The organism is Mycobacterium sp. UM_CSW, assembly GCF_000455205.1.
In the GTDB taxonomy this organism is placed as follows: Bacteria; Actinomycetota; Actinomycetes; order Mycobacteriales; family Mycobacteriaceae; genus Mycobacterium.
Map to the genome: position 1 here is coordinate 65,783 of NZ_AUWQ01000001.1, position 18,329 is coordinate 84,111.

Sequence of the window (18,329 nt, forward strand, 5' to 3'; positions counted from 1 at the left end):
CCGGATCAGCTGCCCGCCTCGATGGCCGCGACTCTTGCGGCCGCGTCGGGCCCGCAAAACCGCTGGAGGTCCACCGGGCCCGCGGCCAGCAGATCGTCAATGCGGCGCTTGAGGTCACCCGACGAGAGATGGGCATAGAGGTTCGCGCCCGGGCAGGACGTCGAGGCAAAATCGCGATGACCCGCCAATGTGTTGCTCGCGACCCGAAAGTTCTGCGCCGCCCAGGCGAACGCGAGCGCGGCTCCCTGCAGCTGGGCCTCGGACACCGCTTCCTGATCGAAGTCTCCTTCACAGAGCACCAGGAAATGGCCGGTCGTGTTGTAGTCGGTGGCGGTGTCACCCGCGAATTCGGTGCTTCGCAGCTCGTAGATGTTGCCGTTGCGGTCGACGCCGACGTGATACGCGATGTCGATCCAGCCCTTCTCGTCTTGGTGGTACCGCTGGTCTTGGCGCAAATGGCTTGGGGCGTTGCGGTTTTCGCCGAGGACCACCGCCTCGTGGTGCAGCGTCATGCGGGTGATGGTGTGGGGCTTCCCGCCGGCGCGGGCAGGTCGCGCCCCCCACGCGTCTCGGCAGAGCAATTGCGCCGACGTAGCAGCCGAGGCGACGTCCGTCCGTGCCGCACCCGCGCCGAACACCGACAAGCCGATGCCGCCCGCCAGCCGCAGCAGCTGACGGCGGTCAACCATGGGCCAGCGCTCCTACTTCGCCGCACTCGGGCAGTACGCAAAGACGGCGGCCTGCGCCAAATGCAAGGCGTCGTCATGACTGAACCGTTTCGGCCATGGATTACCCGCGGCTCTGTCCTGATTCTGTGCGGCCAGGATGTTGTTCACCGTGGACTCGATGGGCTCCGGCCGCGGCGGCAGCATCATGAAGCAGCTGTGATGCCCAAGCTCCATGAACCGCTGACGCATGGCCGCCTTTCCGCTGTCGTTGATGCCGTAGCTGTCCAGCGTGGACAGGAATTGTGCGTCCGCGCCGTCGGCCGGAGCGTTGGCGGCGCTCGAGGCGCTGACCGTGACGGTTTGCGGGCCCGGCGACATCGCCGTTTTGTCCCGTGACAGGTACACCCCCACCGAAATGAGGCCCGCCAGGGCGGCTACCGCGAGAGCCGCCCCGCCAATGAGCACCCCAACCGGCGTCTGCCTGGTTTGGCTGCCCGTCATGCGCGGCCTCCTCTGACTCTCGGATGGTCGCCAAGGGCGCACGCGCTTCGTGGATCACGCCGACCCCTCGCCCGGACTCCCCAGGCAACCCCAAGTCCAATCAATATCGCACCGTTTACGCTCCGGAGTTCAACGACACGTCAATGGCCGATGTCGAAGTCTGTCATGGCGGCGGCGGTCCGTACAGACACCGCTACGACACCGGGCCGACCAGGTTGGCGTTCTGCGGGCAGTACGCGTGGACGGAGATCGTCACGTAGGTATCGGCGTCGAGCCCCGGATTGCTCGTCCGGAACGCCCCGACTATCTGTGGCACCGTCATCCCCTGACGGATGTCGTCGCACACCACCTTCCCGTTGTGAATGGCGGCCTCGGGATTGGCGAACGAGATGCCGTGATCGTTCAGGTCCTGCACGTACTTGTTGTCCTGATCCGGCGTGGACACGATGGACGACGGCCCGGCCGCTGAAGGCGGCGCCGTGGATGCGGTCGGTGCAGGCGTCGGCGCGGCCGGTTGCGGACCCTTGGGCGACGGGCTGAAGAACCAGAAGACCAGCACGATCGCGCCCGCCAACCCGAGGCCGCCCATCAGCAGCGCCGCGGCCTTTCGCCAAGTGGCGCTCCATGATTGGCGGTCTTCCGGTGGTTCATCCCGGACATCGTCGTAGTCGCGCGCCGACGTGCGGTCGGCTTCATCCGAAGCCGCGTGATTGGGTACGGCAACCGTCTCGGCGCGGTTGAGCCCGAATGTTTCGTCGGCAGCCGGAGACGGCTCGGCCATGACGGCCATCGTAGCCATCGCCGAGCGATTGTGAGAACCTCGCGCTATGTCAGCCTCGCCTGACCACCACGCCGACCCGGACGACCGGGGAGTTTCCGGAGGCCGCGTCGAGCGCGCGATGGATTTGCTTCGGCGCGTGCTGCAATACGAGGTCAGCGTCGGGGCGCTGATCGAACTGGCGCTGTGGCTCGCGATCCCGTACCTGTCCATCGGCTTCGTGTGGGCGGTCCTGCACACCGACGAGACCCAGCGAATCCGGGCGCGACTCGAAACCGTGTTCCCGACGGCCCCCGACGTCGCGGCATTTGGCCTGACGGCGGCGCTGTGGCCGGCTTCGATTCAAATCGCCGATGCGTGCCCGGCCAAGTAACGGCTAACCCGCCGCGGCGTCGTCCCCGGTTACCCGTTCGATCGTCTGGGGCGCAACGCCGAGTCCGCGCAGGCAGAACCGCAGCGCGCGTTCGCGGACGACAGCTCGGTCCCAACGATGGGTGGCCCACTGCCGCTGGGTGCCTGCCCAAACGACGCCGTGGATCGATTTCGCCGCGGTCGACGGGACGATGTCTTCGAACACGCCGAGTTCGAGCCCGCGCTCGAGCTGCTCGATGAGCGGCTCGAGTATCGCACCGTATGCGGGGGCCACCTTTTCCGGCGAGGAGAGCGCTTGCGAGTGAGCCTCCAACGACAGGCGGCGCGAACCCGATTCGCCGTTGTCTTCAAAGGCGAGTTCGAGTCGCCCGTCGACCCACGCAACGACGGCTTCGACCGGGTTGGTGGTGTTCGCCATCCGGCCTCTCAACCGTTGGGTCTCCATGCGGGCCAGCTCCAGAAAGACCTCCGCAACCAATTGGTCCTTCGAGTCGAAATGCCGGTAGAAGGCGCGGGTACTGAGCTGCGCGCGTTCCAGCACGGCGGCGACGCTAAGCCCTCGGACGCCGTAGTCGTGCATCGACTGAGAGGCGGCGTCCAGGATGGCGTACCGCACGTCCGGGTCGGGGGCGAGCTTGTTCCGTCGTTGCGTCAACGAGGTAGTCATGGGTCAGAAGAGGGTGGTCCGGTTATACAGGCGTTTCATAGGTGCGTAGGTACCCCGCGTGATTGCCAGCGGAAACCTCCAAACATCGACCGATCGAAAATTTACGTTTTCGAAATCTCTGGCTAGCCCAAGGCGGTGACTTGCTCGATGGTGTTCGGCGCCACGCCCAACCCGCGCAGGCAGAACCGCACGGCTCGGTCGCGGACCTCGTCTCGGTCCCAATGGTTCGTCGCCCACTGCCGCTGCGTGCCGGCCCACACGACGCCGTGTATCGACTTGGCCGCGACCGCCGGGACGATGTCCTTGAACACGCCCAGTTCCAGGCCTCGCTGGAGTTGCTCGACGAGCGGCTCGAGGATTGCACCGTAGGCGGGTGTCACCGCCTCGGGAGTCGAGACCATTTTCGATTGGGCTTCCAGCGACACCTGCCGCAGCTCCGCCCTGATGTCCTCGTCGAACGCGAGGTCGAGCCGCCCGTCGATCCAGGCGGCCACCGCCTCGATCGGGTCGGTGGCTTGCGACATCTTGTCGCGCAGCCGCGTCACTTCGCTGCGCGTCATCTCCAGAAAGACCGCCGCCACCAGTTGGTCCTTCGACTCGAAATGGCGGTAGAACGCTCGGGTGCTCAGCTGCGCGCGTTCGAGCACCGTGGCCACGCTGAGTCCCCGAACACCCTGCTCGCGAACCGATTTCGCCGCGGCATCGACGATCGCACGGCGCACGTCGGGGTCGGGCGCAAGCTTCTTGCGGCGTGGCGTGACCGTGTGGCTGGCATATTGCTGCGGACGCGCTCGCGGATCCCCCTGTCCCGTCATAGTTTGTAAAAATAATCCGCTGATCGCTCGTACACACCCGCTTTCGGAAACCCCGTGTCGGGCGAGTTGACGTCGCGCAGGTACGAGCGCGAAGGAAATGTTGGCCGAGCCTTCTATTAGACAAATGCACAATTGTTCGCGCTCGAATAGTTCTCGAGGACTTGTGGCTGGTCTCGGCCGTTTCGGTGGCGTGTCTTGCGGGTCGCAGACGGCGACGCGGCAATTGCGTTTCACCCGAACGGGTTTGCTGAAGTCGAGCAACGTACCGCAACTTTCTTAAACGTCTTGCTGGCGAAAATTCATAACTGAAAACGACCATTTCGGTGAACTCTAGTTCACTGACAAGCGAAACGTCGTGCTCGTGCACCGGAGCGATTGGCTCTAGGCTGCGGCCATGGCAATCGACCGGGCCGCGCTTGTCGCGGGCAGCATCCGACTCGCGTCGGGCATCTCCTTCCTCGTCGACCCGCTCCGGGCGAACCGGCTGTGGGGCGACCCGGAGGAACCGACGCCGACGGCGCGACTGTTGCTGCGTTCCATGGGCTATCGCGATGCGTTGATCGGCGGGCTGCTCGCCGCGGCGGCGCTGCGCGGCAAGGACACCCGCGGCTGGTTCCTGGCCTCGGGCGGTGCCGACGCGGCCGACCTGCTGGGCGGGATGAGCGTGCACGACGAGTTGAAGCCGTCGCAGCGGCTTATCGGCCTCGGCGGTGCCGTCGTCGGTATCGGCGTGGGGCTTTGGGGCGCGACGCGGCGTAACGTCGTCGGGCGACGAGGGGAGCAACCATGAGAATCGGCGTCCTGACGTTCATCACCGACGAAGGAATCGGCCCGGTCGAGCTGGGCCGGGCACTCGAGGAGCGCGGGTTTGCCTCCCTGTTCTTGGCGGAGCACTCGCACATCCCCGTCGACGCCAAGACGCCGTATCCGATGGGCGGCCCGATTCCGCGGAAGTACTACCGGACGTTCGATCCGTTCGTGGCGTTGACCGCCGCGGCCGTCGCGACCGAGCAACTCGTCCTGGGCACCGGGATCGCGTTGGTCCCGCAGCGAGACCCGATCCTGACGGCCAAGGAGGTGGTCTCGCTCGACCTGGTGTCGCAGGGGCGATTCCGCTTTGGTGTGGGCGTGGGCTGGCTGCGCGAGGAGATCGCCAACCATGGCGTCGATCCTGGTGTGCGCGGCCGCACGGCGGACGAGCGGCTGGACGCGATGATCGAGATCTGGACGCGGGAAAAGGCTGAGTTCCACGGCGAATTCGTGAACTTCGATGCGATCTACAGCTGGCCCAAGCCGCTGACGAAGCCGTATCCGCCGCTGTACGTGGGCGGCGGGTCGGGGGCTTTCAAGCGCATCGCCCGGCTCAACGCCGGCTGGCTCGCCATGAGCGGGTCGGCGGACGCCCTGTCGGGTCAGCTGGAGGAGCTGCGCGCCATTGCCGGGCACGACGTCCCGGTGATCAACATGCACATGGGGAAGCACACGGCGCAAGCGCTCGAGGGTTACCCGCCGCTGGGCGTCGAGCAGGTTTTGGTGGAGCTGGCCACCGAGCCGCGCGACGAGACGCTGCGGCGTTTGGATGAGCTGCAGGCCGAGTTCGCGCAATTGGCGTAAACCATTGCCGGGCAGGGGATCTATCGGACCAGGGCCGCTTCCACGAGCGACCAGTAGTTGCGTTCCCGCTCGGTCAGCACGTTCGATGTGATCGCACCGAAGGTGGCGGCGTCGCGCGCGAACCGGGTCGGCGCGTCGGGCAACGCGTCCGGGCCTTGGAGCCGGAAACAACTCGGCGCCAGGGGACCGAACAGCAGGGCGCGCCGCAGCTCCGGCCAGTCATCCGGCTTCGGCTCGACACCAGCGGCCCGGGCGAAGGTCACCGCGACCACGTTCATCCGCGTCTTCTGCGACGTCCCTCGCCGCGAGCGGTAGGCCTTGATCGCCGACCGCTGGTCGGTCTCGGTGGGCGAGGGGATGGTGCCGCCCCATGTGTACGCGATCCACCTGGCTTGAAGTTCAAGCGGCACAAAGTATCCGCCCGACTGATCCCACATGCCCACGAAGGCCAGCCCCGGAAGGTCGGGATGGAAGGTGTAGCGGTCGGCGTCCAGGTGCACCGAGTCCAGGTCGAGGACGCGCCGGATGTCTTCCCCGAGGAATGGCATCGAAAGACTGAACCCGGTGCCGAACACGATCCCGTCGAATTCCTCGGTGCGGCCGTCGGCGAACGCCACCGTCGTGCCCGCGACCGACGCCATCCACGGGCGCACCGAGATCCGGCCCTCGGCCACCAGCGGCAGGTAGTGCTGGTTGAGGGTGAGGCCGGCCACCGAGATGGAAGGGTCCGGCGCCGGCGCGCCGTACTGCTGGGGGCTCCCTCCCGCCGCGACCACCAGCTCCTTGAGTTGCCGGTCGATCTCGGCCGGCTGCAGCGTCTCGTCGGCCAGCGTTCCGTACCGCGTATAGACCCGGTGATCGGACGGGACGCCGGCGGCGAACTTGGGCAGCACGTACCGCTGGCGTCGCTGGGTCACCACGACGCGCGCCGCGCCGAGTTGCGCGAGTTCCGTCGCGATCTCGAGCGCGCTGATCGCGCAGCCCGCCACCAGAACGCGCTTACCCTGATACGGGGCGGGCCCGCGGTAGTGATATGTCGCGGTCGCTCCGGCCGAGCCGGCGAAGGTCTCGAGCCCAGGCACAGTTGGAATGGCTGCGGCGTGGAACCTTCCGGTGGCCACCACGACCCGCTCGAAACTTTCCTCCCCGCCGGCATAACGAACGAGCCAGCGGGCGCCGTCTCGCGTGACGAGTTCGACCGGAGTCCCGAACAGGATGCGTTCGACGAGCCCGAACCTTTCGGCGAAGCGGCGCAAATAGTCGAGAATGGCGCGGTTGGACGGATAGACGAGGCCGGTCTCGTGCTCGAGGTCGCTGAAGGCCGTCAGGACGCGGCTGCTGTTCGTGTGCATGCTGGGCCATACGCCGCTGCGGCCGTCCAGGCCCGCCCATTGCCCGCCGAGCACGGGCGAGCGCTCGAAGATCGTCGGCTCGAACCCCTGCGACAGCAGCCAACGCGCCGCGATGAGACCACCCGGTCCCGCCCCGATCACCGCGACGTTTCCAGCCATCCTGGAACTCTAAACGCTTCAGCCCATGGCGATTCGAATGTTCTTGATTCGCAGGAATTCGTAGAGGCCGTCCAGGCCGCCGGTGCGGCCGAAGCCGCTTTGCTTGAAACCGCCGTACGGTCCCTGCGGCGAGATGTCGCTGAACGTGTTGATCCAAACCGAGCCCGCCTCGAGCCGGCGCGCCACCCGGTGCGCGCGGGCGAGGTCGCGCGTCTGCACGAAGGCGTTCAAGCCGTATGGCGTGTCGTTGGCGATGCGCACCGCTTCGGCTTCGCTGCCGAACTTCATCAGGGACACCACCGGGCCGAAGGTCTCCGTTTGGGCCAGCGTGGAAGCGTTGTCCACGTCGCCGAACACGGTCGGCTCGATGTAGTATCCTGCCGCCAGCTCGCCGCCCAATCTGGTTCCGCCGGTGAGCAATTCACCCGCTTTGCTGCGGACGGCGCCATCGATCTCGGCGATGATGCGATCGGCGGCGGGCTGGCTGATGACGGGCCCGAACACCACGCCCAGGTCGAACGGGTCGCCCGCCTTGGCGCTCGTGACGGCGCGCACGAAGCGTTCGGCGAACGCGTCATAGACCGATTCGTGCACCAGGATCCGGCTGGCGCAGGCGCAGCTCTGTCCCGACTGGATCAGCGGGCCCTGGTGCGCCGACAGCATGGCGGCCGCATCGAGGTCGGCGTCGTCGAAGACGATCATCGCCGACTTGCCGCCGAGCTCGGCGACCACCGGTGTCAGGTTCGTCGCCGCCGCCTCGAGAACCTTGCGGGCGGTCGCCACGCCGCCGGTGAAGTGCACCTTGCGGATACCCGGATGGCGGACGAGGGCGTCACCGCCTTCCGGTCCGGCGGGCACCACATTGACGAGCCCGGCGGGAAGGCCCGCCGCCACGCACAGCTCGCCGAATCGCAAGGCGGCGAACGGCGCCACCTCCGACGGCTTGAGCACGACGGCGTTGCCCGCCGCCAGCGCCGGGGCGACGCAGGACGCGATCACCACCAGCGCGCCGTTCCACGGGGTGATGACGCCGACGACGCCGTAGGGCTCACGCTCGACGAGGTTGACGTCGAACGATTCGGCCACCGGCGTGCTGAGGCCGTGCGGTTTGTCGACGTAGCCCGCGAAGTGGCGCAAAAACCGTTCGAGCAGAATCGCGTTGCCGGCGAGCGAGATTGGGACGGCGTAGTCGTGCACGTTGAGCCGGGCCAGCTCGTCCAGATCGTCGCGCACCGCGTCGGCCAGGTCGATCAACTTATCCCGCCGGCGATCGGCGGTGAGCGACATCCATTCTCGATGGGCCGCCCATGCGGAGGCGACCGCCTCGTCGATCTCGGCGGCGCCGGCCAATTGCACGCTCGCGTTGGGCTGGCCGGTGGCAGGGTAGATGTGCTGGTGGACCCCGCCGGACGACCGGGTCACGCGGTCGCCGCCGATCAGGAGTTCTCCGGACAGCGACGAACTCACGTCGCGGCGGCTTCCGCGTGCCATTCCGCCGACACCCGCTGCTTCTGCTCGCCGATCACCTGGCTCAGGTGGGAGGCCTTCGGCCAGCCGTAGTAGGCGGCGAAATGCAGGGCCAATTCGTCCATCTCGTCGAACGAGATGTCGCGGCTCTTGAGCGCGGCGTAGACGTGGCTGAGGATCGGGATAGGCGCGTCCTGGATGGCCACACACGCCACCGTCACCAGCCGCCGCTCCTTGATTCCCAGACCCGGCCGCAGCCACATCTCGCCGAACACGAAGTTCAAAATCCCCGCGCCGGAGTAGGGGTTGTCGCGGATCGGAACAAACGGAATGCAGTTGACCGCCCTGAAGCATTCCTCCCCGCCCGCCAATCGGCTCTCCGCGTCGCTCGGGGTGACCAAGGGCAGCAGCGGCTCGGGCGGCGGCACATCCTGGCCGCGCTCGCGCTGGATCCGTTCCCATTGCGCGTCGACGGCCATGTTGAATCGGGACGCCTTGGGCCAACCGGCGTATACCGCGAAATGCAGTACCGTTTCGCGCATCTCCGTGATCGTCAGGTCGCCGCTGTTCAACGCCGCGTACACGTGATCCTGCAGGGGTTCCTCGGCGTCGGCGGCCGCGACGCAGGCCAGCGTGACGAAACGCCGGTCCCTGCGGCTCAAGATCGGCCGCGACCAGATTTCGGCGAAGACGAAATCGATCAGGCCACTGGTGGTCGTGGGGCTCGGATCGTCGGGCGGGGGCACCGTCATCACCTCGGCGAAACGGTGTCGGCCCAGTTCGGAGCGTTCTGTCATGAAACCCACTCTCGGCGTTGGGGTTTGATGGCCGTCACCGTAGGGTGACGCCGGCGTCCACCTTGAACTCCAGCCCGGTGACGAATCGGGACTCGTCCGACACCAGGAACAGCACCGCGTTGCTGATGTCGATCGCCTCGGCCATGAGGGTGGGCAGGGCATTGAGGAAGATGGGGATCAAGTCGGGCCGCGTCTCGGCCAGGAGGCCCTGCAGGGATTCCGGGCGCATTCCCGTCTCCACCCCCGTCGGGTGCACGGTATTGACGCGAACGCTCTGCGCGGCAAGCTCATTGGCCAGCGCGCGGCTCAACCCGACGACGCCGTGCTTGGACGCCGTGTACGGAAGGTGCAGCGGGGTGCCCTTCAGCCCGGCCGACGAACTGACGAGGACGAGGCTGCCGCCCTGGCCGACGAGGTGGGGGAGGGCGGCGGCGCAGGTGTTCCAGGTGCCGATGAGGTTGACGTCGACGACGGTGCGCCACTGCTCCGGCGTCGTCGTGTCCCAGGTGCCGACGGTCAGCACCCCGGCGTTGGCCACGGCGGCGTCCAGGCCGCCCAATTCGGCGACGCCGTCGTCGACCGCCGCGGCCAGGCCCGCCGCGTCGCGGATGTCGACCACGTGGAGGACGGCGCGGCGGTCATGCTTTTCGATCAGCCGTGCGGTTTCCTCGAGGTCCGCGCGCGAGGCGAGGGGATACTCGATCTCCGGCAGTGAGGCGCAGATGTCGACCAGGATGAGGTCGGCTCCCTCCTCGGCCAGGCGCACCGCGTGGCTGCGGCCCATTCCCCGCGCGGCGCCGGTTACCAGCACTCGCTTGCCTGCGACTCGTCCGTTCGCGCTCATAGCTTGTTGCAGAATCCGGCGTCGACGGGGAAGGTCACGCCGGTGACGTACTTGGCCTCGTCGGAAACCAGGTAGGCGATGGCGGCGCTGATGTCCTCGGGCTCCAGCAGGCCGACCGGCATCGGGTTTTGCAGGTGCGGGCCGCCGTCGGGGTAGTTCTCGAGGAATTCGGTCATGGCGGGGTTGACCGCCATCATGGTGTTGACCGCGGTCGGGTGCACGGTGTTGACCCGAATGTTCAGCGGCGCAAGCGCATTGGCGAGTGTCCGCATCAGCCCGACGATGCCGTGTTTGGAGGCCGCGTAGCCCAGGCCGCCGCCTTGCAGGCCGCCGAAACCTTTCAGGCCAGCGGTGGAGCTGGTGAAGATGATCGCCCCGCCGCGATTACCGGCGAGCAGGTGCGGAATCGCCGCCCACGCGGTGTGGTAGGCGCCGTCGAGGTTGACCCCGGTCGCCGCCTTCCACTGCTCCAGCTCCTCCTCGATGGTCAGCTCGCGGAAGGCCACCGGTGCGATCCCCGCGTTGGCCAGCACGATGTCGAGGCGGCCGAACTGCTCGACGCCGGCGTCCACCGCCGACTTGACCTGATGGAAGTCGCGGACGTCTGCCACCAGCCCGAGCATCTTGGCGCCCTCGGCCTCGACGAGGGCCACCGTTTCGTCGAGCTCGGCGCGACTGGCCATCGGGTAGCCGTTGGCGGCGATGTCTTCGCAGATGTCGATGCCGACGATGCTGGCCCCGTCGCGCGCCAGGCGAATCGCGTGGCTGCGGCCCTGTCCGCGCGCGACCCCGGTGATGAAGGCGACCTTGCCTTCCAGTTGGCCCATGATGCTGCCCTTCAGTAACGTGGTTACCCGAGCGGTAGAGTAACATGGTTACTGTGGTTGCAGAAGGGGGTCGCCAGCCGGATCCGATCATCGAGATCGTGGTCGAGCTGCTGGACACGCAGGGCTACGAGGCCGTGCAGCTCCGCGAGGTGGCCAAGCGCGCACGGGTATCCCTCGCCACGATCTACAAGCGGTACGCGACCCGCGACGAGCTGATCGTCGCCGCCCTCGAATGGTGGATGGACACCAATCGTTACGCGAACCTGCCGTCACCCGCCACCGGCGAAAGCGGCGAATCGCTTTACTCCGACCTGATGGCTGTGATGCGGACGATTTTCGAGCCGTGGGAGCGGCACCCGACGATGCTGCGTTCGTACTTTCGCGCACGATCCGGGCCGGGCGGCGAACGGCTGATCCAGCGTGGCGTCGACGCCGTGGTCCCCGTTGCTAAATCGATTACGGCCCAGGTGGATTCGGATTACGCGAAAGATCTCGAGCTGATCCTGACGGGCGTCGTCTTCGGCTTCCTAGGACGCTTTGCGCAGGGCGAGATCGAGGTCACCGAGATCGTGCCCGGAATCGAGCGCGCCGTGTTCTGGCTGACGGCGGCCTACGAGAACCGCGCCGTCGCGCAATAGTTCAAGTGCCGCAGAACGTTTGGTACGCGCCGAAATCCTCCGGCGCGGGGCTGGCGTAGCGCTCGAGGCCCGGTCGTTCGTCATACGGGGCGGTGACTGCGTCGAGCAGGCGCCCGAGCGGATCGAGATCGCCCGCCGTGGCCGCGGCCAGTGCCTCCTCGACAAGGTGATTGCGCGGAATGTAGACGGGGTTGGTGCGGTCCATCGATTCGGCGTCCGGGCCGAGGGCGCGCCAGCGTGCCAACCAGTCGTCGAACCCGGCGAGGTTGATGAACAGCCCGCGCGCTCCTTCCGATTCGCCGCGCGCCGCGCGCCCGAGGTGGCGGAAGAAGGACGTGTAGTCGACATGGCTTTCGTTCAGCAGCGCGAGCAACTCGTCGGCCAGCGGCGCGACGACTCCGGCGTCCAGGTCCTCGGGCAGACCCAGTTTGGCGCGCATGCCGGCCGACCACACCGCGTCATAGCTGGGCCGGAAAGTTCCGAACGCTTCCTCGGCGAGCGCCACCGCCTCGTCAACATCGTTGGACAACAACGGAATCAGCGATTCGGCGAACCGCGCCAGGTTCCACCCGGCCACCACCGGCTGGTTGCCGAAAGCGTAGCGACCCCAGAAATCGATCGAGCTGAAAACCGTGTCCGGGTCATAGGCCTCCATGAATGCGCACGGCCCGTAGTCGATGGTTTCACCGGAGATCGTCATGTTGTCGGTGTTCATCACCCCGTGCACGAAACCGATCAGCATCCATCGGGCGATCAGCGACGCCTGGACGCCCACCACCGCTTCGAACAGAGCTAGGTACGGTCGCTCGGCCTCGGCCGCGCTCGGATGGTGCCGCGCGATCGCATGGTCGGCGAGGCGGCGCAGCAGATCGACGTCGCCGGTGGCCGACGCGTATTGGAAGCTGCCCACGCGCAGGTGACTACTGGCCACGCGGGTGAGCACGGCGCCGGGCAGCAGCGTCTCGCGCTGCACCGGCCGCCCGGTGGCCACGACGGCCAGCGACCGGGTCGTTGGGACGCCCAACGCGTGCATCGCCTCGCTGACGACGTACTCGCGCAGCATCGGGCCCACCGCCGCCAGACCGTCGCCGCCGCGTGCGAATGGCGTCGGGCCGGACCCCTTCAGGTGGATGTCGCGCAGGCGCCCGCCGTCGTCGACGAGCTCGCCCAACAGCAGTGCGCGGCCGTCGCCTAACCGCGGGACGTACCCGCCGAACTGGTGCCCGGCGTAAGCCTGGGCCACCGGAACGGCGCCGCCGGGGACGAGGTTGCCCACCAGGAAACGCAGCCCGTCGGGACTCCGCAGCCAGTCGGCGTCGAGACCGAGCTCGGCGGCCAGCGGTTCGTTGATCGCGAGCAGCCGCAGGTCGGGTGCCAGCTCGGCCTGCCAGCGGACGGCCATCTCCGGCAGCTGGCGAAAGAACCGGTCCTGCAGAGCAACGGTGGTATCCGGCGCAACGCTCACTTCACCGAGACTACGGAAAGTCCCGTACCTAGCCGATGGCCTGCGCGATCAAGTCGCGGGCGCGGTCCAGCATCGAGGCAAACGGCCCGACGGCGAAATTCAGCTTCGCCGATTCCACGCCCGGATGCGGACGGGTGGGGGCTATCGCCTCGGCCGCACGCACCGCCGAGCCCATCCGCTTGAGGTCGTTCGCGTCGACTTCCTTCTGCAGCAGGGGGAATTCTTCGTCCTCCTCGTGCCGGGCGTGGTCGAGCACGGCGTCGCGCAGCTTGGTCAGCTCGTCGACGAACTCCTGCGAGGTGAAGTCGAGTTTCTCGATCCCCGACAGCAGTTCCTTGGCTTCGTGCTCTTCTTTGAGCCGGGCGTCGACGATTGCGTCGCCGCCGTCGACCTCGCGGCGAGTCCGCGGATGCACCACCATCTCCTCGGCCGTCTCGTGCACGGCCAGCAGTTGGCGCAACTCCACGAACGGCTTCTCGCGTGCCTTGGGGTCCGATGCGTGCAGCACTTCGTCAAACATGTCCTCGATGAGGTTGTGCTGCGCTTTGAGAAACGCGACGACCTCCTCGGGAGATTGGACAATCATGTCGGCCATCGCCGATACCTCCATCGATAGGGGATCCGGGGGTGCGGGCTATGGGCTGTGCACCGCTTTGCCAGAAATACCCGGCGCTGGGACGGGTAAACGCGAGCCCCCGTCGGACCGCTTGCAGCATCCGACGGGGGCTTCGGCGGATTCAGCTAGATGTTGCCGCGTGTGGTGGGTGTCCCGACAGCGGCGACGGTGTCAGTGTCCTTGCGGCGCTTGAGCCCCACGAGTCCACCCAACCCGAGCAGGCCAAGCAGCCCCCACAGCCCGTTGTTGTCGCTGCGCTGGTCGGTGTTTTGGCCATTGTTGTTGTCGGCCAGCGTCGTTGTGGTCGATGACGGCGCCGGCGCACTTTGAGTGGTGGCGTTGGCGACGCCCGCCCCGCCGAACAGCAGTGCTCCGGTGGCAGAAATGACCGCAATCGTCTTACGCATGTTTGCTCCTGAATTTGTTGTGCTCGATCGAGTGAAGACCGAGCATCAGATCGGGACCAGTTGCTTCTAGCCCGCGCGGAAAAGCGACACGAAAACAAGGCCCGATGCGTCGCAAGTGCATGGCTACCCGGCGTGAGAGGAATGAAACTACACCCGAGGATTTTGCCAAGTACGATCGTTTGCTGATGGATCAGCAGGAAGCGCAACAGCGCATCGCCGAGTTGGAGCTGCAGCTCGCGCAGCAGAAGCGCATCGCGGAGCTGGAGCGCCAGCTGGCCGACGCGAGAGCGGCCGCGGGAGACGGCCAGCCAGTCGAGCGTCCGGCCGAGGTCTCCGCCGTGCAGCTGGCCGCGATCGACGAGCACGCGCGCCGGCTGGCCCAAGCGTTGGCGGCCGACCGCAGGCAGCCCTTTGGCGGACCGGCGCCGCTTCGGGAGGCACTTTCACGCGCCGTCGTCGACGCAGGACTGTCGCAGCAGCAGTACAGAGACGTCCTCGACCGGGCCGGCCTGCGCGCGGGCGGCACGATCAAAGTCGGGGGACAAGTGGTCTACCAGCGTTGCGACCCATCCGACCCTGTTTTCCTGGCACCGCGCCCGCGGGGAGCCTATGGCGGTCAGGGCTTCGCGGCGCCGCAGCGCAAGCTCTCCGGGGCCGGTTGGATCGGGCCGATCGTTGCGCTGCTCGGCGGGGGGATCGGCCTCTGCGTAGGCATCGCGGCGGCGGCGACCGCCCTCATCCCGTCGAGCGCGCTGTGGATGAGTCCCATCGTGTGCCGCAGCGGATACGCGATGGCGTACAACACCTCGCACTACAGCTACAAGCCGGGCCAGTCGGGCACCAGCGTGAGCTTCCAGTGTGTCGGTGACGCCGACTCGTACGACGTCAACGACTTCGCGGTCTTTGCGATGCAGTCGTTGCTCGCCGCGCTCCTGGTGTTCGCCATCCTGGCTGTGGGGGGCTTGCTCTGGCGACGCTCGCACAAGCCCGCGTGATCATCGGTTCGCCAGGCGACTACGGTCTAAGAAACACGAATTTCACTCAACGGAATGAACATGGCGACAGATCAGATGTACGAACAGGTCGACGACCAGGCGCCGGATCCCGCCGACATCGGCTGGCGCATCGATCCCGTTCTCGCCCGCAGTTGGCTGCTGGTCAACGGCGCGCACGCCGACCGTTTCCAGGCGGCGGCGCATTCCCGCGCCGACATCGTCGTCCTCGACATCGAGGATGCGGTGGCGCCCAAAGACAAGCAGGCCGCCCGCGAGAACGTGGTGCGTTGGCTCAGCGCCGAAAACACCGACTGGGTCCGCATCAACGGGTTCGGCACCCCGTGGTGGGCCGATGATTTGGCGGCACTGGCCGGTACGCCCGTCGGCGGGGTAATGCTGGCGATGGTCGAATCGGTGGACCACGTCACCGAGACCGCGCAACGCTTGCCCAACGTGCCCATCGTGGCGTTGGTCGAGACGGCCCGGGGACTAGAGCGCATCACCGAAATCGCCGCGGCCAAGGGCACATTCCGGCTCGCGTTCGGGATCGGCGATTTCCGCCGCGACACCGGCTTCGGGGAGGACCCGAGCACCCTGGCGTACGCGCGCTCGCGCTTCACGATCGCCGCGAAGGCGGCCAACCTGCCCAGCGCGATCGACGGGCCGACGATCGGCTCGAATGCCTTGAAGCTCATTGAGGCCACGGCCGTTTCCGTCGAATTCGGGATGACCGGCAAAATCTGCCTGACGCCAGATCAGTGCGCCGTGGTGAACGAGGGGCTCTCCCCATCCCAGGACGAAATTTCTTGGGCCAAGGAGTTTTTCGCCGAGTTCGAACGTGACGGGGGAGAGATCCGCAACGGCTCCGACCTGCCGCGTATCGCGAGGGCCACCAAGATCCTGGATCTGGCCCGCGCCTACGGCATCGAGGTGTCGGAGTTCGACGACGAGGAGCGCGTGCACTCGCCCGCGCCCTCGGACACGTATCACTACTAGGAGTCGGTCCGATGAGCGCCACGGTGGACTTTCACTTCGACCCCATGTGCCCGTTCGCCTACCAAACGTCGTTGTGGATCCGCGACGTTCGTGAGCAGCTCGGCATAACCATCAACTGGCGGTTTTTCAGCCTCGAGGAGGTCAATCGGTCGGAGGGCCAAAAGCACCCGTGGGAACGGGAGTGGTCCTACGGCTGGTCGCTGATGCGGATCGGGGCGCTGCTGCGGCGGAGCAACATGTCGTTGCTGGACCGGTGGTACGGCACGATCGGGCGCGAGCTGCATACCCTGGGCGGCAAGCCGCACGATCCGGCGGTGGCGCGAAAACTGCTGGGCGACATCGGCGTCGACGCGGCGGTTTTGGACGAGGCGCTGGGCGACCCCACCACCCACGACGAGATTCGCGACGAACATCAGCGCGTCCTCGACGCGGGCGGATTCGGTGTGCCCACGCTTTTTCTGTTAGGCCAGTGCCTGTTTGGACCCGTGTTGGTGGATCCGCCGACTGGGCCTCCCGCGCTGACCCTGTGGAACGTCGTGACCGGGATGGCCGAGTTGCCGCATGTCTATGAACTGCAGCGGCCCAAGGCGCCGGCCGATCTCGATCTCATCGGCCGAAGCCTGCGCCCGTATCTCGATGGGCGCGATTGGGTCAGCATCAACCGCGGCGAAGTCATCGACCTCGAGGGACTAAGCCGCGTGTCGGGCAATGGCGACGCCGATTCGTAATTCGATCTCGCTGACCTCGATCGTGGGAGCCCGAGGTGGGGCGGTCGACCGGTACGTCTGCCCCGTCGGCGTGGTGAACTCGGCTGTGTGCGTATGGTTTTCGTCCACGGTGGTCCTGACCCGCCAGCCCGCGGCCTCCTTGGCGTAGTTGCACAGCTCGCAGCAGCCCATCCCATTGTCGGCGGTGGTGGGGCCGCCGGCAGCCCACGGCCGGGCGTGGTCGCGGTGCCGGATCGGCGCGTCGCAATAAGGAGTGCGGCAACGTTGATCTCGCATCTCGATGAAGACGGACAGGCCGCGGGGGAAGAGGCGCGCCCGCGACTCCATCGCGACCAGCGCCCCCGAACGCGGATGCGCGTAGAGCCTGCGCAGCGTCGCCCGGGAGCGCCGGTCCGCCAGCGCGCCGGCGACCATGGTCCGGGCAACCGCCGCCGGAACCGGGCCGTAGCCGCCCAGGTCCGCCGGCGCATTGTCACCGCCCAGCAGCGTTGCGTCCGTGAGGACCAGGTTGACCGCGATCGGGGTGGGGATTGCCGCGTCGCGTCCGGTGACCCGTTCCACCAGGGTGTCCGCCATAATTTGGCCGCGTGAGCGCCCGTCGCAGCGGGTGTCCGCCTCACGGCGCAGCGCCGCGTACACCGAGACTCCCTGAGTCACCGGCAGCAGCGCGGTCACGTAGGTCATTGTGTCCGGCGCCGGCCTGATGGTGACCGTTCGCTCGTTCTCGGCCTTGGCCGCTCGCTCGACGACCGCATGCGGGTCCAGGCGATAGGCGATCGCCTTGGCGGAGGCGGCCAACCGCGCGTCGCCCACGCCGTTCAGCTTTTCCGGGTCGGCGCACAACTCGGCGTCCAGCGTGCGGCGATCCTCGACGTCCAGGCAGGCGCTCTCGCGCACGATCAGGGTGGCCCGCCACTCCGAGAGCGCCCCGCATTCCAACGCGGCCAGCGTGTGCGGCATCTCGTGCACCAGCGCCTTCGCGAATCCCAGATGCCGGCCGCCCCGGGCGGGGGAATCGCGTCGCGCCAGCGCGATCTCGCTGGCCACCCCCCGTCCGCGCTGCGCGGCCGGCACCCCGGCGGCGGCTTCGTTCGAGCGTCGCAACGCATCCAGGGCCGCGGCCAACCGCGCCTGACCCGCGGCGGCCGCCGACTTTTCGCGCTCCAACTCGGCGATCCTCTCGATGAGAGCGGCCTCGTCGGCATTCGGTTCGAACATACGTTCGATTATACCGGGGCCACCGACAAGATCGCTAACCTGAGCCCGTGGGCGCCAAAAGCCGCATTCGTGTGGCGCGCGTATATGACGAAACCGATCCGAACGACGGGCAGCGGGTGCTGGTCGACCGCATCTGGCCGCGCGGGGTGCGCAAGGACGACCCCCGGGTGGGTATCTGGTGCAAGGACGTCGCGCCGTCGAAGGAGCTGCGCGAGTGGTACCACCATGACCTGGAACGGTTCGACGAATTCGCGGCGCGCTACACCGACGAGTTGCACGACAGCCCGGCGCTGGCGGAGCTGAGAAAGCTGGCCAAGAGCGGCGTCGTGACCCTGGTGACCGCCGTCCGTGAAGTGGACGGCAGTCACGCGGCGGTGCTGGCGAAGCTCCTCAAAGGCAACTGAA

General features: G+C 67.2%; 22 protein-coding genes. 8 read left to right on the forward strand and 14 right to left on the reverse strand.

Annotated elements, in window-relative coordinates:
- Positions 1 to 5 precede the first annotated feature (5 nt).
- The 3 genes from N415_RS00340 to N415_RS00350 all read right to left on the reverse strand — a co-directional run bounded on the left by N415_RS00340 (position 6) and on the right by N415_RS00350 (position 1,959).
- Positions 6 to 689, reverse strand: coding sequence for an N-acetylmuramoyl-L-alanine amidase (locus N415_RS00340; RefSeq protein ID WP_193376371.1), 684 nt, complete (start codon positions 687 to 689; stop codon positions 6 to 8).
- A 12-nt stretch (positions 690 to 701) separates the two neighbouring features.
- The gene (locus N415_RS00345) at positions 702 to 1,169 is read right to left on the reverse strand and encodes a DUF732 domain-containing protein (RefSeq protein ID WP_068175741.1); all 468 of its coding nucleotides are present in this window, start codon (positions 1,167 to 1,169) and stop codon (positions 702 to 704) included.
- Between the two features lie 193 nt (positions 1,170 to 1,362).
- On the reverse strand, positions 1,363 to 1,959 hold the full coding sequence (locus tag N415_RS00350; RefSeq protein ID WP_068175743.1) for a DUF732 domain-containing protein: 597 nt from the start codon (positions 1,957 to 1,959) through the stop codon (positions 1,363 to 1,365).
- A 109-nt stretch (positions 1,960 to 2,068) separates the two neighbouring features.
- Here N415_RS00350 and N415_RS00355 point away from each other — a divergent pair, with 109 nt between their 5' ends.
- Positions 2,069 to 2,320, forward strand: a complete 252-nt coding sequence (locus tag N415_RS00355; RefSeq protein WP_068175748.1) for a hypothetical protein — start codon at positions 2,069 to 2,071, stop codon at positions 2,318 to 2,320.
- A gap of 3 nt (positions 2,321 to 2,323) precedes the next feature.
- Here the strand turns inward: N415_RS00355 and N415_RS00360 are convergent, their stop codons facing one another.
- Together N415_RS00360 and N415_RS00365 are read right to left on the reverse strand one after the other, a co-directional pair.
- A complete protein-coding gene (locus tag N415_RS00360; RefSeq protein ID WP_068175753.1) occupies positions 2,324 to 2,986 on the reverse strand; it encodes a TetR/AcrR family transcriptional regulator in 663 nt (220 codons plus the stop codon).
- Positions 2,987 to 3,108: 122 nt separating this feature from the next.
- Positions 3,109 to 3,801, reverse strand: a complete 693-nt coding sequence (locus N415_RS00365; protein WP_152531182.1) for a TetR/AcrR family transcriptional regulator — start codon at positions 3,799 to 3,801, stop codon at positions 3,109 to 3,111.
- 394 nt (positions 3,802 to 4,195) lie between these two features.
- Here N415_RS00365 and N415_RS00370 point away from each other — a divergent pair, with 394 nt between their 5' ends.
- Together N415_RS00370 and N415_RS00375 are read left to right on the forward strand one after the other, a co-directional pair.
- On the forward strand, positions 4,196 to 4,591 hold the full coding sequence (locus N415_RS00370; RefSeq protein ID WP_068175763.1) for a DUF4267 domain-containing protein: 396 nt from the start codon (positions 4,196 to 4,198) through the stop codon (positions 4,589 to 4,591).
- The gene (locus N415_RS00375; protein ID WP_068175765.1) at positions 4,588 to 5,415 is read left to right on the forward strand and encodes an LLM class F420-dependent oxidoreductase; all 828 of its coding nucleotides are present in this window, start codon (positions 4,588 to 4,590) and stop codon (positions 5,413 to 5,415) included. The genes N415_RS00370 and N415_RS00375 overlap by 4 nt, the downstream gene beginning before the upstream one ends.
- Positions 5,416 to 5,435: 20 nt before the next feature.
- On the opposite strand, the gene N415_RS00380 is transcribed toward N415_RS00375, so the two are convergent.
- Genes N415_RS00380 through N415_RS00400 form a run of 5 tightly spaced genes read right to left on the reverse strand, consistent with a single transcriptional unit; the run spans position 5,436 to position 10,861 of the window.
- Positions 5,436 to 6,926, reverse strand: coding sequence for an NAD(P)-binding domain-containing protein (locus N415_RS00380; RefSeq protein WP_068175767.1), 1,491 nt, complete (start codon positions 6,924 to 6,926; stop codon positions 5,436 to 5,438).
- Between the two features lie 18 nt (positions 6,927 to 6,944).
- On the reverse strand, positions 6,945 to 8,417 hold the full coding sequence (locus N415_RS00385) for an aldehyde dehydrogenase family protein (RefSeq protein ID WP_068175768.1): 1,473 nt from the start codon (positions 8,415 to 8,417) through the stop codon (positions 6,945 to 6,947).
- Positions 8,390 to 9,190 carry a carboxymuconolactone decarboxylase family protein gene (locus N415_RS00390; protein ID WP_068176143.1) on the reverse strand — a complete coding sequence of 267 codons (801 nt, stop codon included), beginning with the start codon at positions 9,188 to 9,190 and terminating at the stop codon, positions 8,390 to 8,392. The genes N415_RS00385 and N415_RS00390 overlap by 28 nt, the downstream gene beginning before the upstream one ends.
- 34 nt (positions 9,191 to 9,224) lie before the next feature.
- Positions 9,225 to 10,034 (reverse strand): mycofactocin-coupled SDR family oxidoreductase, encoded by an 810-nt coding sequence (locus N415_RS00395; RefSeq protein WP_068175771.1) that lies wholly within the window; start codon positions 10,032 to 10,034, stop codon positions 9,225 to 9,227.
- On the reverse strand, positions 10,031 to 10,861 hold the full coding sequence (locus N415_RS00400; protein ID WP_068109644.1) for a mycofactocin-coupled SDR family oxidoreductase: 831 nt from the start codon (positions 10,859 to 10,861) through the stop codon (positions 10,031 to 10,033). Before N415_RS00400 ends, N415_RS00395 begins: the two co-directional genes overlap by 4 nt.
- A gap of 44 nt (positions 10,862 to 10,905) precedes the next feature.
- Here N415_RS00400 and N415_RS00405 point away from each other — a divergent pair, with 44 nt between their 5' ends.
- The gene (locus N415_RS00405) at positions 10,906 to 11,499 is read left to right on the forward strand and encodes a TetR/AcrR family transcriptional regulator (RefSeq protein ID WP_068175774.1); all 594 of its coding nucleotides are present in this window, start codon (positions 10,906 to 10,908) and stop codon (positions 11,497 to 11,499) included.
- A 1-nt stretch (position 11,500) separates the two neighbouring features.
- Here N415_RS00405 and N415_RS00410 read toward each other — a convergent pair whose 3' ends face one another.
- From N415_RS00410 to N415_RS00420, 3 genes are all read right to left on the reverse strand, one after another.
- Entirely contained in the window at positions 11,501 to 12,964 is a 1,464-nt protein-coding gene (locus tag N415_RS00410) for a YdiU family protein (protein ID WP_068175777.1), read from the reverse strand.
- Between the two features lie 28 nt (positions 12,965 to 12,992).
- A complete protein-coding gene (locus tag N415_RS00415; RefSeq protein WP_068175782.1) occupies positions 12,993 to 13,559 on the reverse strand; it encodes a hemerythrin domain-containing protein in 567 nt (188 codons plus the stop codon).
- Positions 13,560 to 13,705: 146 nt separating this feature from the next.
- Entirely contained in the window at positions 13,706 to 13,987 is a 282-nt protein-coding gene (locus N415_RS00420; protein WP_068175783.1) for a WGxxGxxG family protein, read from the reverse strand.
- 185 nt (positions 13,988 to 14,172) lie between these two features.
- Between N415_RS00420 and N415_RS00425 the strand changes: the two genes are divergently transcribed.
- The 3 genes from N415_RS00425 (at position 14,173) to N415_RS00435 (ending at position 16,706) form a co-directional block, all read left to right on the forward strand.
- The gene (locus N415_RS00425) at positions 14,173 to 14,982 is read left to right on the forward strand and encodes a hypothetical protein (RefSeq protein WP_068175787.1); all 810 of its coding nucleotides are present in this window, start codon (positions 14,173 to 14,175) and stop codon (positions 14,980 to 14,982) included.
- Positions 14,983 to 15,057: 75 nt separating this feature from the next.
- The gene (locus tag N415_RS00430) at positions 15,058 to 15,978 is read left to right on the forward strand and encodes a CoA ester lyase (RefSeq protein WP_068176146.1); all 921 of its coding nucleotides are present in this window, start codon (positions 15,058 to 15,060) and stop codon (positions 15,976 to 15,978) included.
- Positions 15,979 to 15,989: 11 nt separating this feature from the next.
- Positions 15,990 to 16,706 (forward strand): DsbA family protein, encoded by a 717-nt coding sequence (locus N415_RS00435; protein WP_068175789.1) that lies wholly within the window; start codon positions 15,990 to 15,992, stop codon positions 16,704 to 16,706.
- Here N415_RS00435 and N415_RS00440 read toward each other — a convergent pair.
- Positions 16,668 to 17,924, reverse strand: coding sequence for an HNH endonuclease signature motif containing protein (locus N415_RS00440; RefSeq protein WP_068175792.1), 1,257 nt, complete (start codon positions 17,922 to 17,924; stop codon positions 16,668 to 16,670). The genes N415_RS00435 and N415_RS00440 overlap by 39 nt on opposite strands.
- A 47-nt stretch (positions 17,925 to 17,971) precedes the next feature.
- Here N415_RS00440 and N415_RS00445 point away from each other — a divergent pair, with 47 nt between their 5' ends.
- A complete protein-coding gene (locus N415_RS00445; RefSeq protein ID WP_068175795.1) occupies positions 17,972 to 18,328 on the forward strand; it encodes a DUF488 family protein in 357 nt (118 codons plus the stop codon).
- Position 18,329: the final 1 nt, after the last annotated feature.

Bases quoted from the DNA above. Each gene is read 5' to 3' on its own strand.
- N415_RS00350 (WP_068175743.1), bottom strand. From the start codon at position 1,959: ATGGCCGTCATGGCCGAGCCGTCTCCGGCTGCCGACGAAACATTCGGG.
- N415_RS00440 (WP_068175792.1), bottom strand. From the start codon at position 17,924: ATGTTCGAACCGAATGCCGACGAGGCCGCTCTCATCGAGAGGATCGCC.
- N415_RS00415 (WP_068175782.1), bottom strand. From the start codon at position 13,559: ATGGCCGACATGATTGTCCAATCTCCCGAGGAGGTCGTCGCGTTTCTC.
- N415_RS00395 (WP_068175771.1), bottom strand. From the start codon at position 10,034: ATGAGCGCGAACGGACGAGTCGCAGGCAAGCGAGTGCTGGTAACCGGC.
- N415_RS00380 (WP_068175767.1), bottom strand. From the start codon at position 6,926: ATGGCTGGAAACGTCGCGGTGATCGGGGCGGGACCGGGTGGTCTCATC.
- N415_RS00400 (WP_068109644.1), bottom strand. From the start codon at position 10,861: ATGGGCCAACTGGAAGGCAAGGTCGCCTTCATCACCGGGGTCGCGCGC.
- N415_RS00420 (WP_068175783.1), bottom strand. From the start codon at position 13,987: ATGCGTAAGACGATTGCGGTCATTTCTGCCACCGGAGCACTGCTGTTC.
- N415_RS00370 (WP_068175763.1), top strand. From the start codon at position 4,196: ATGGCAATCGACCGGGCCGCGCTTGTCGCGGGCAGCATCCGACTCGCG.
- N415_RS00405 (WP_068175774.1), top strand. From the start codon at position 10,906: ATGGTTACTGTGGTTGCAGAAGGGGGTCGCCAGCCGGATCCGATCATC.
- N415_RS00425 (WP_068175787.1), top strand. From the start codon at position 14,173: ATGGATCAGCAGGAAGCGCAACAGCGCATCGCCGAGTTGGAGCTGCAG.
- N415_RS00390 (WP_068176143.1), bottom strand. From the start codon at position 9,190: ATGACAGAACGCTCCGAACTGGGCCGACACCGTTTCGCCGAGGTGATG.
- N415_RS00375 (WP_068175765.1), top strand. From the start codon at position 4,588: ATGAGAATCGGCGTCCTGACGTTCATCACCGACGAAGGAATCGGCCCG.
- N415_RS00345 (WP_068175741.1), bottom strand. From the start codon at position 1,169: ATGACGGGCAGCCAAACCAGGCAGACGCCGGTTGGGGTGCTCATTGGC.
- N415_RS00365 (WP_152531182.1), bottom strand. From the start codon at position 3,801: ATGACGGGACAGGGGGATCCGCGAGCGCGTCCGCAGCAATATGCCAGC.
- N415_RS00385 (WP_068175768.1), bottom strand. From the start codon at position 8,417: ATGGCACGCGGAAGCCGCCGCGACGTGAGTTCGTCGCTGTCCGGAGAA.
- N415_RS00360 (WP_068175753.1), bottom strand. From the start codon at position 2,986: ATGACTACCTCGTTGACGCAACGACGGAACAAGCTCGCCCCCGACCCG.
- N415_RS00340 (WP_193376371.1), bottom strand. From the start codon at position 689: ATGGTTGACCGCCGTCAGCTGCTGCGGCTGGCGGGCGGCATCGGCTTG.
- N415_RS00430 (WP_068176146.1), top strand. From the start codon at position 15,058: ATGTACGAACAGGTCGACGACCAGGCGCCGGATCCCGCCGACATCGGC.
- N415_RS00355 (WP_068175748.1), top strand. From the start codon at position 2,069: ATGGATTTGCTTCGGCGCGTGCTGCAATACGAGGTCAGCGTCGGGGCG.
- N415_RS00435 (WP_068175789.1), top strand. From the start codon at position 15,990: ATGAGCGCCACGGTGGACTTTCACTTCGACCCCATGTGCCCGTTCGCC.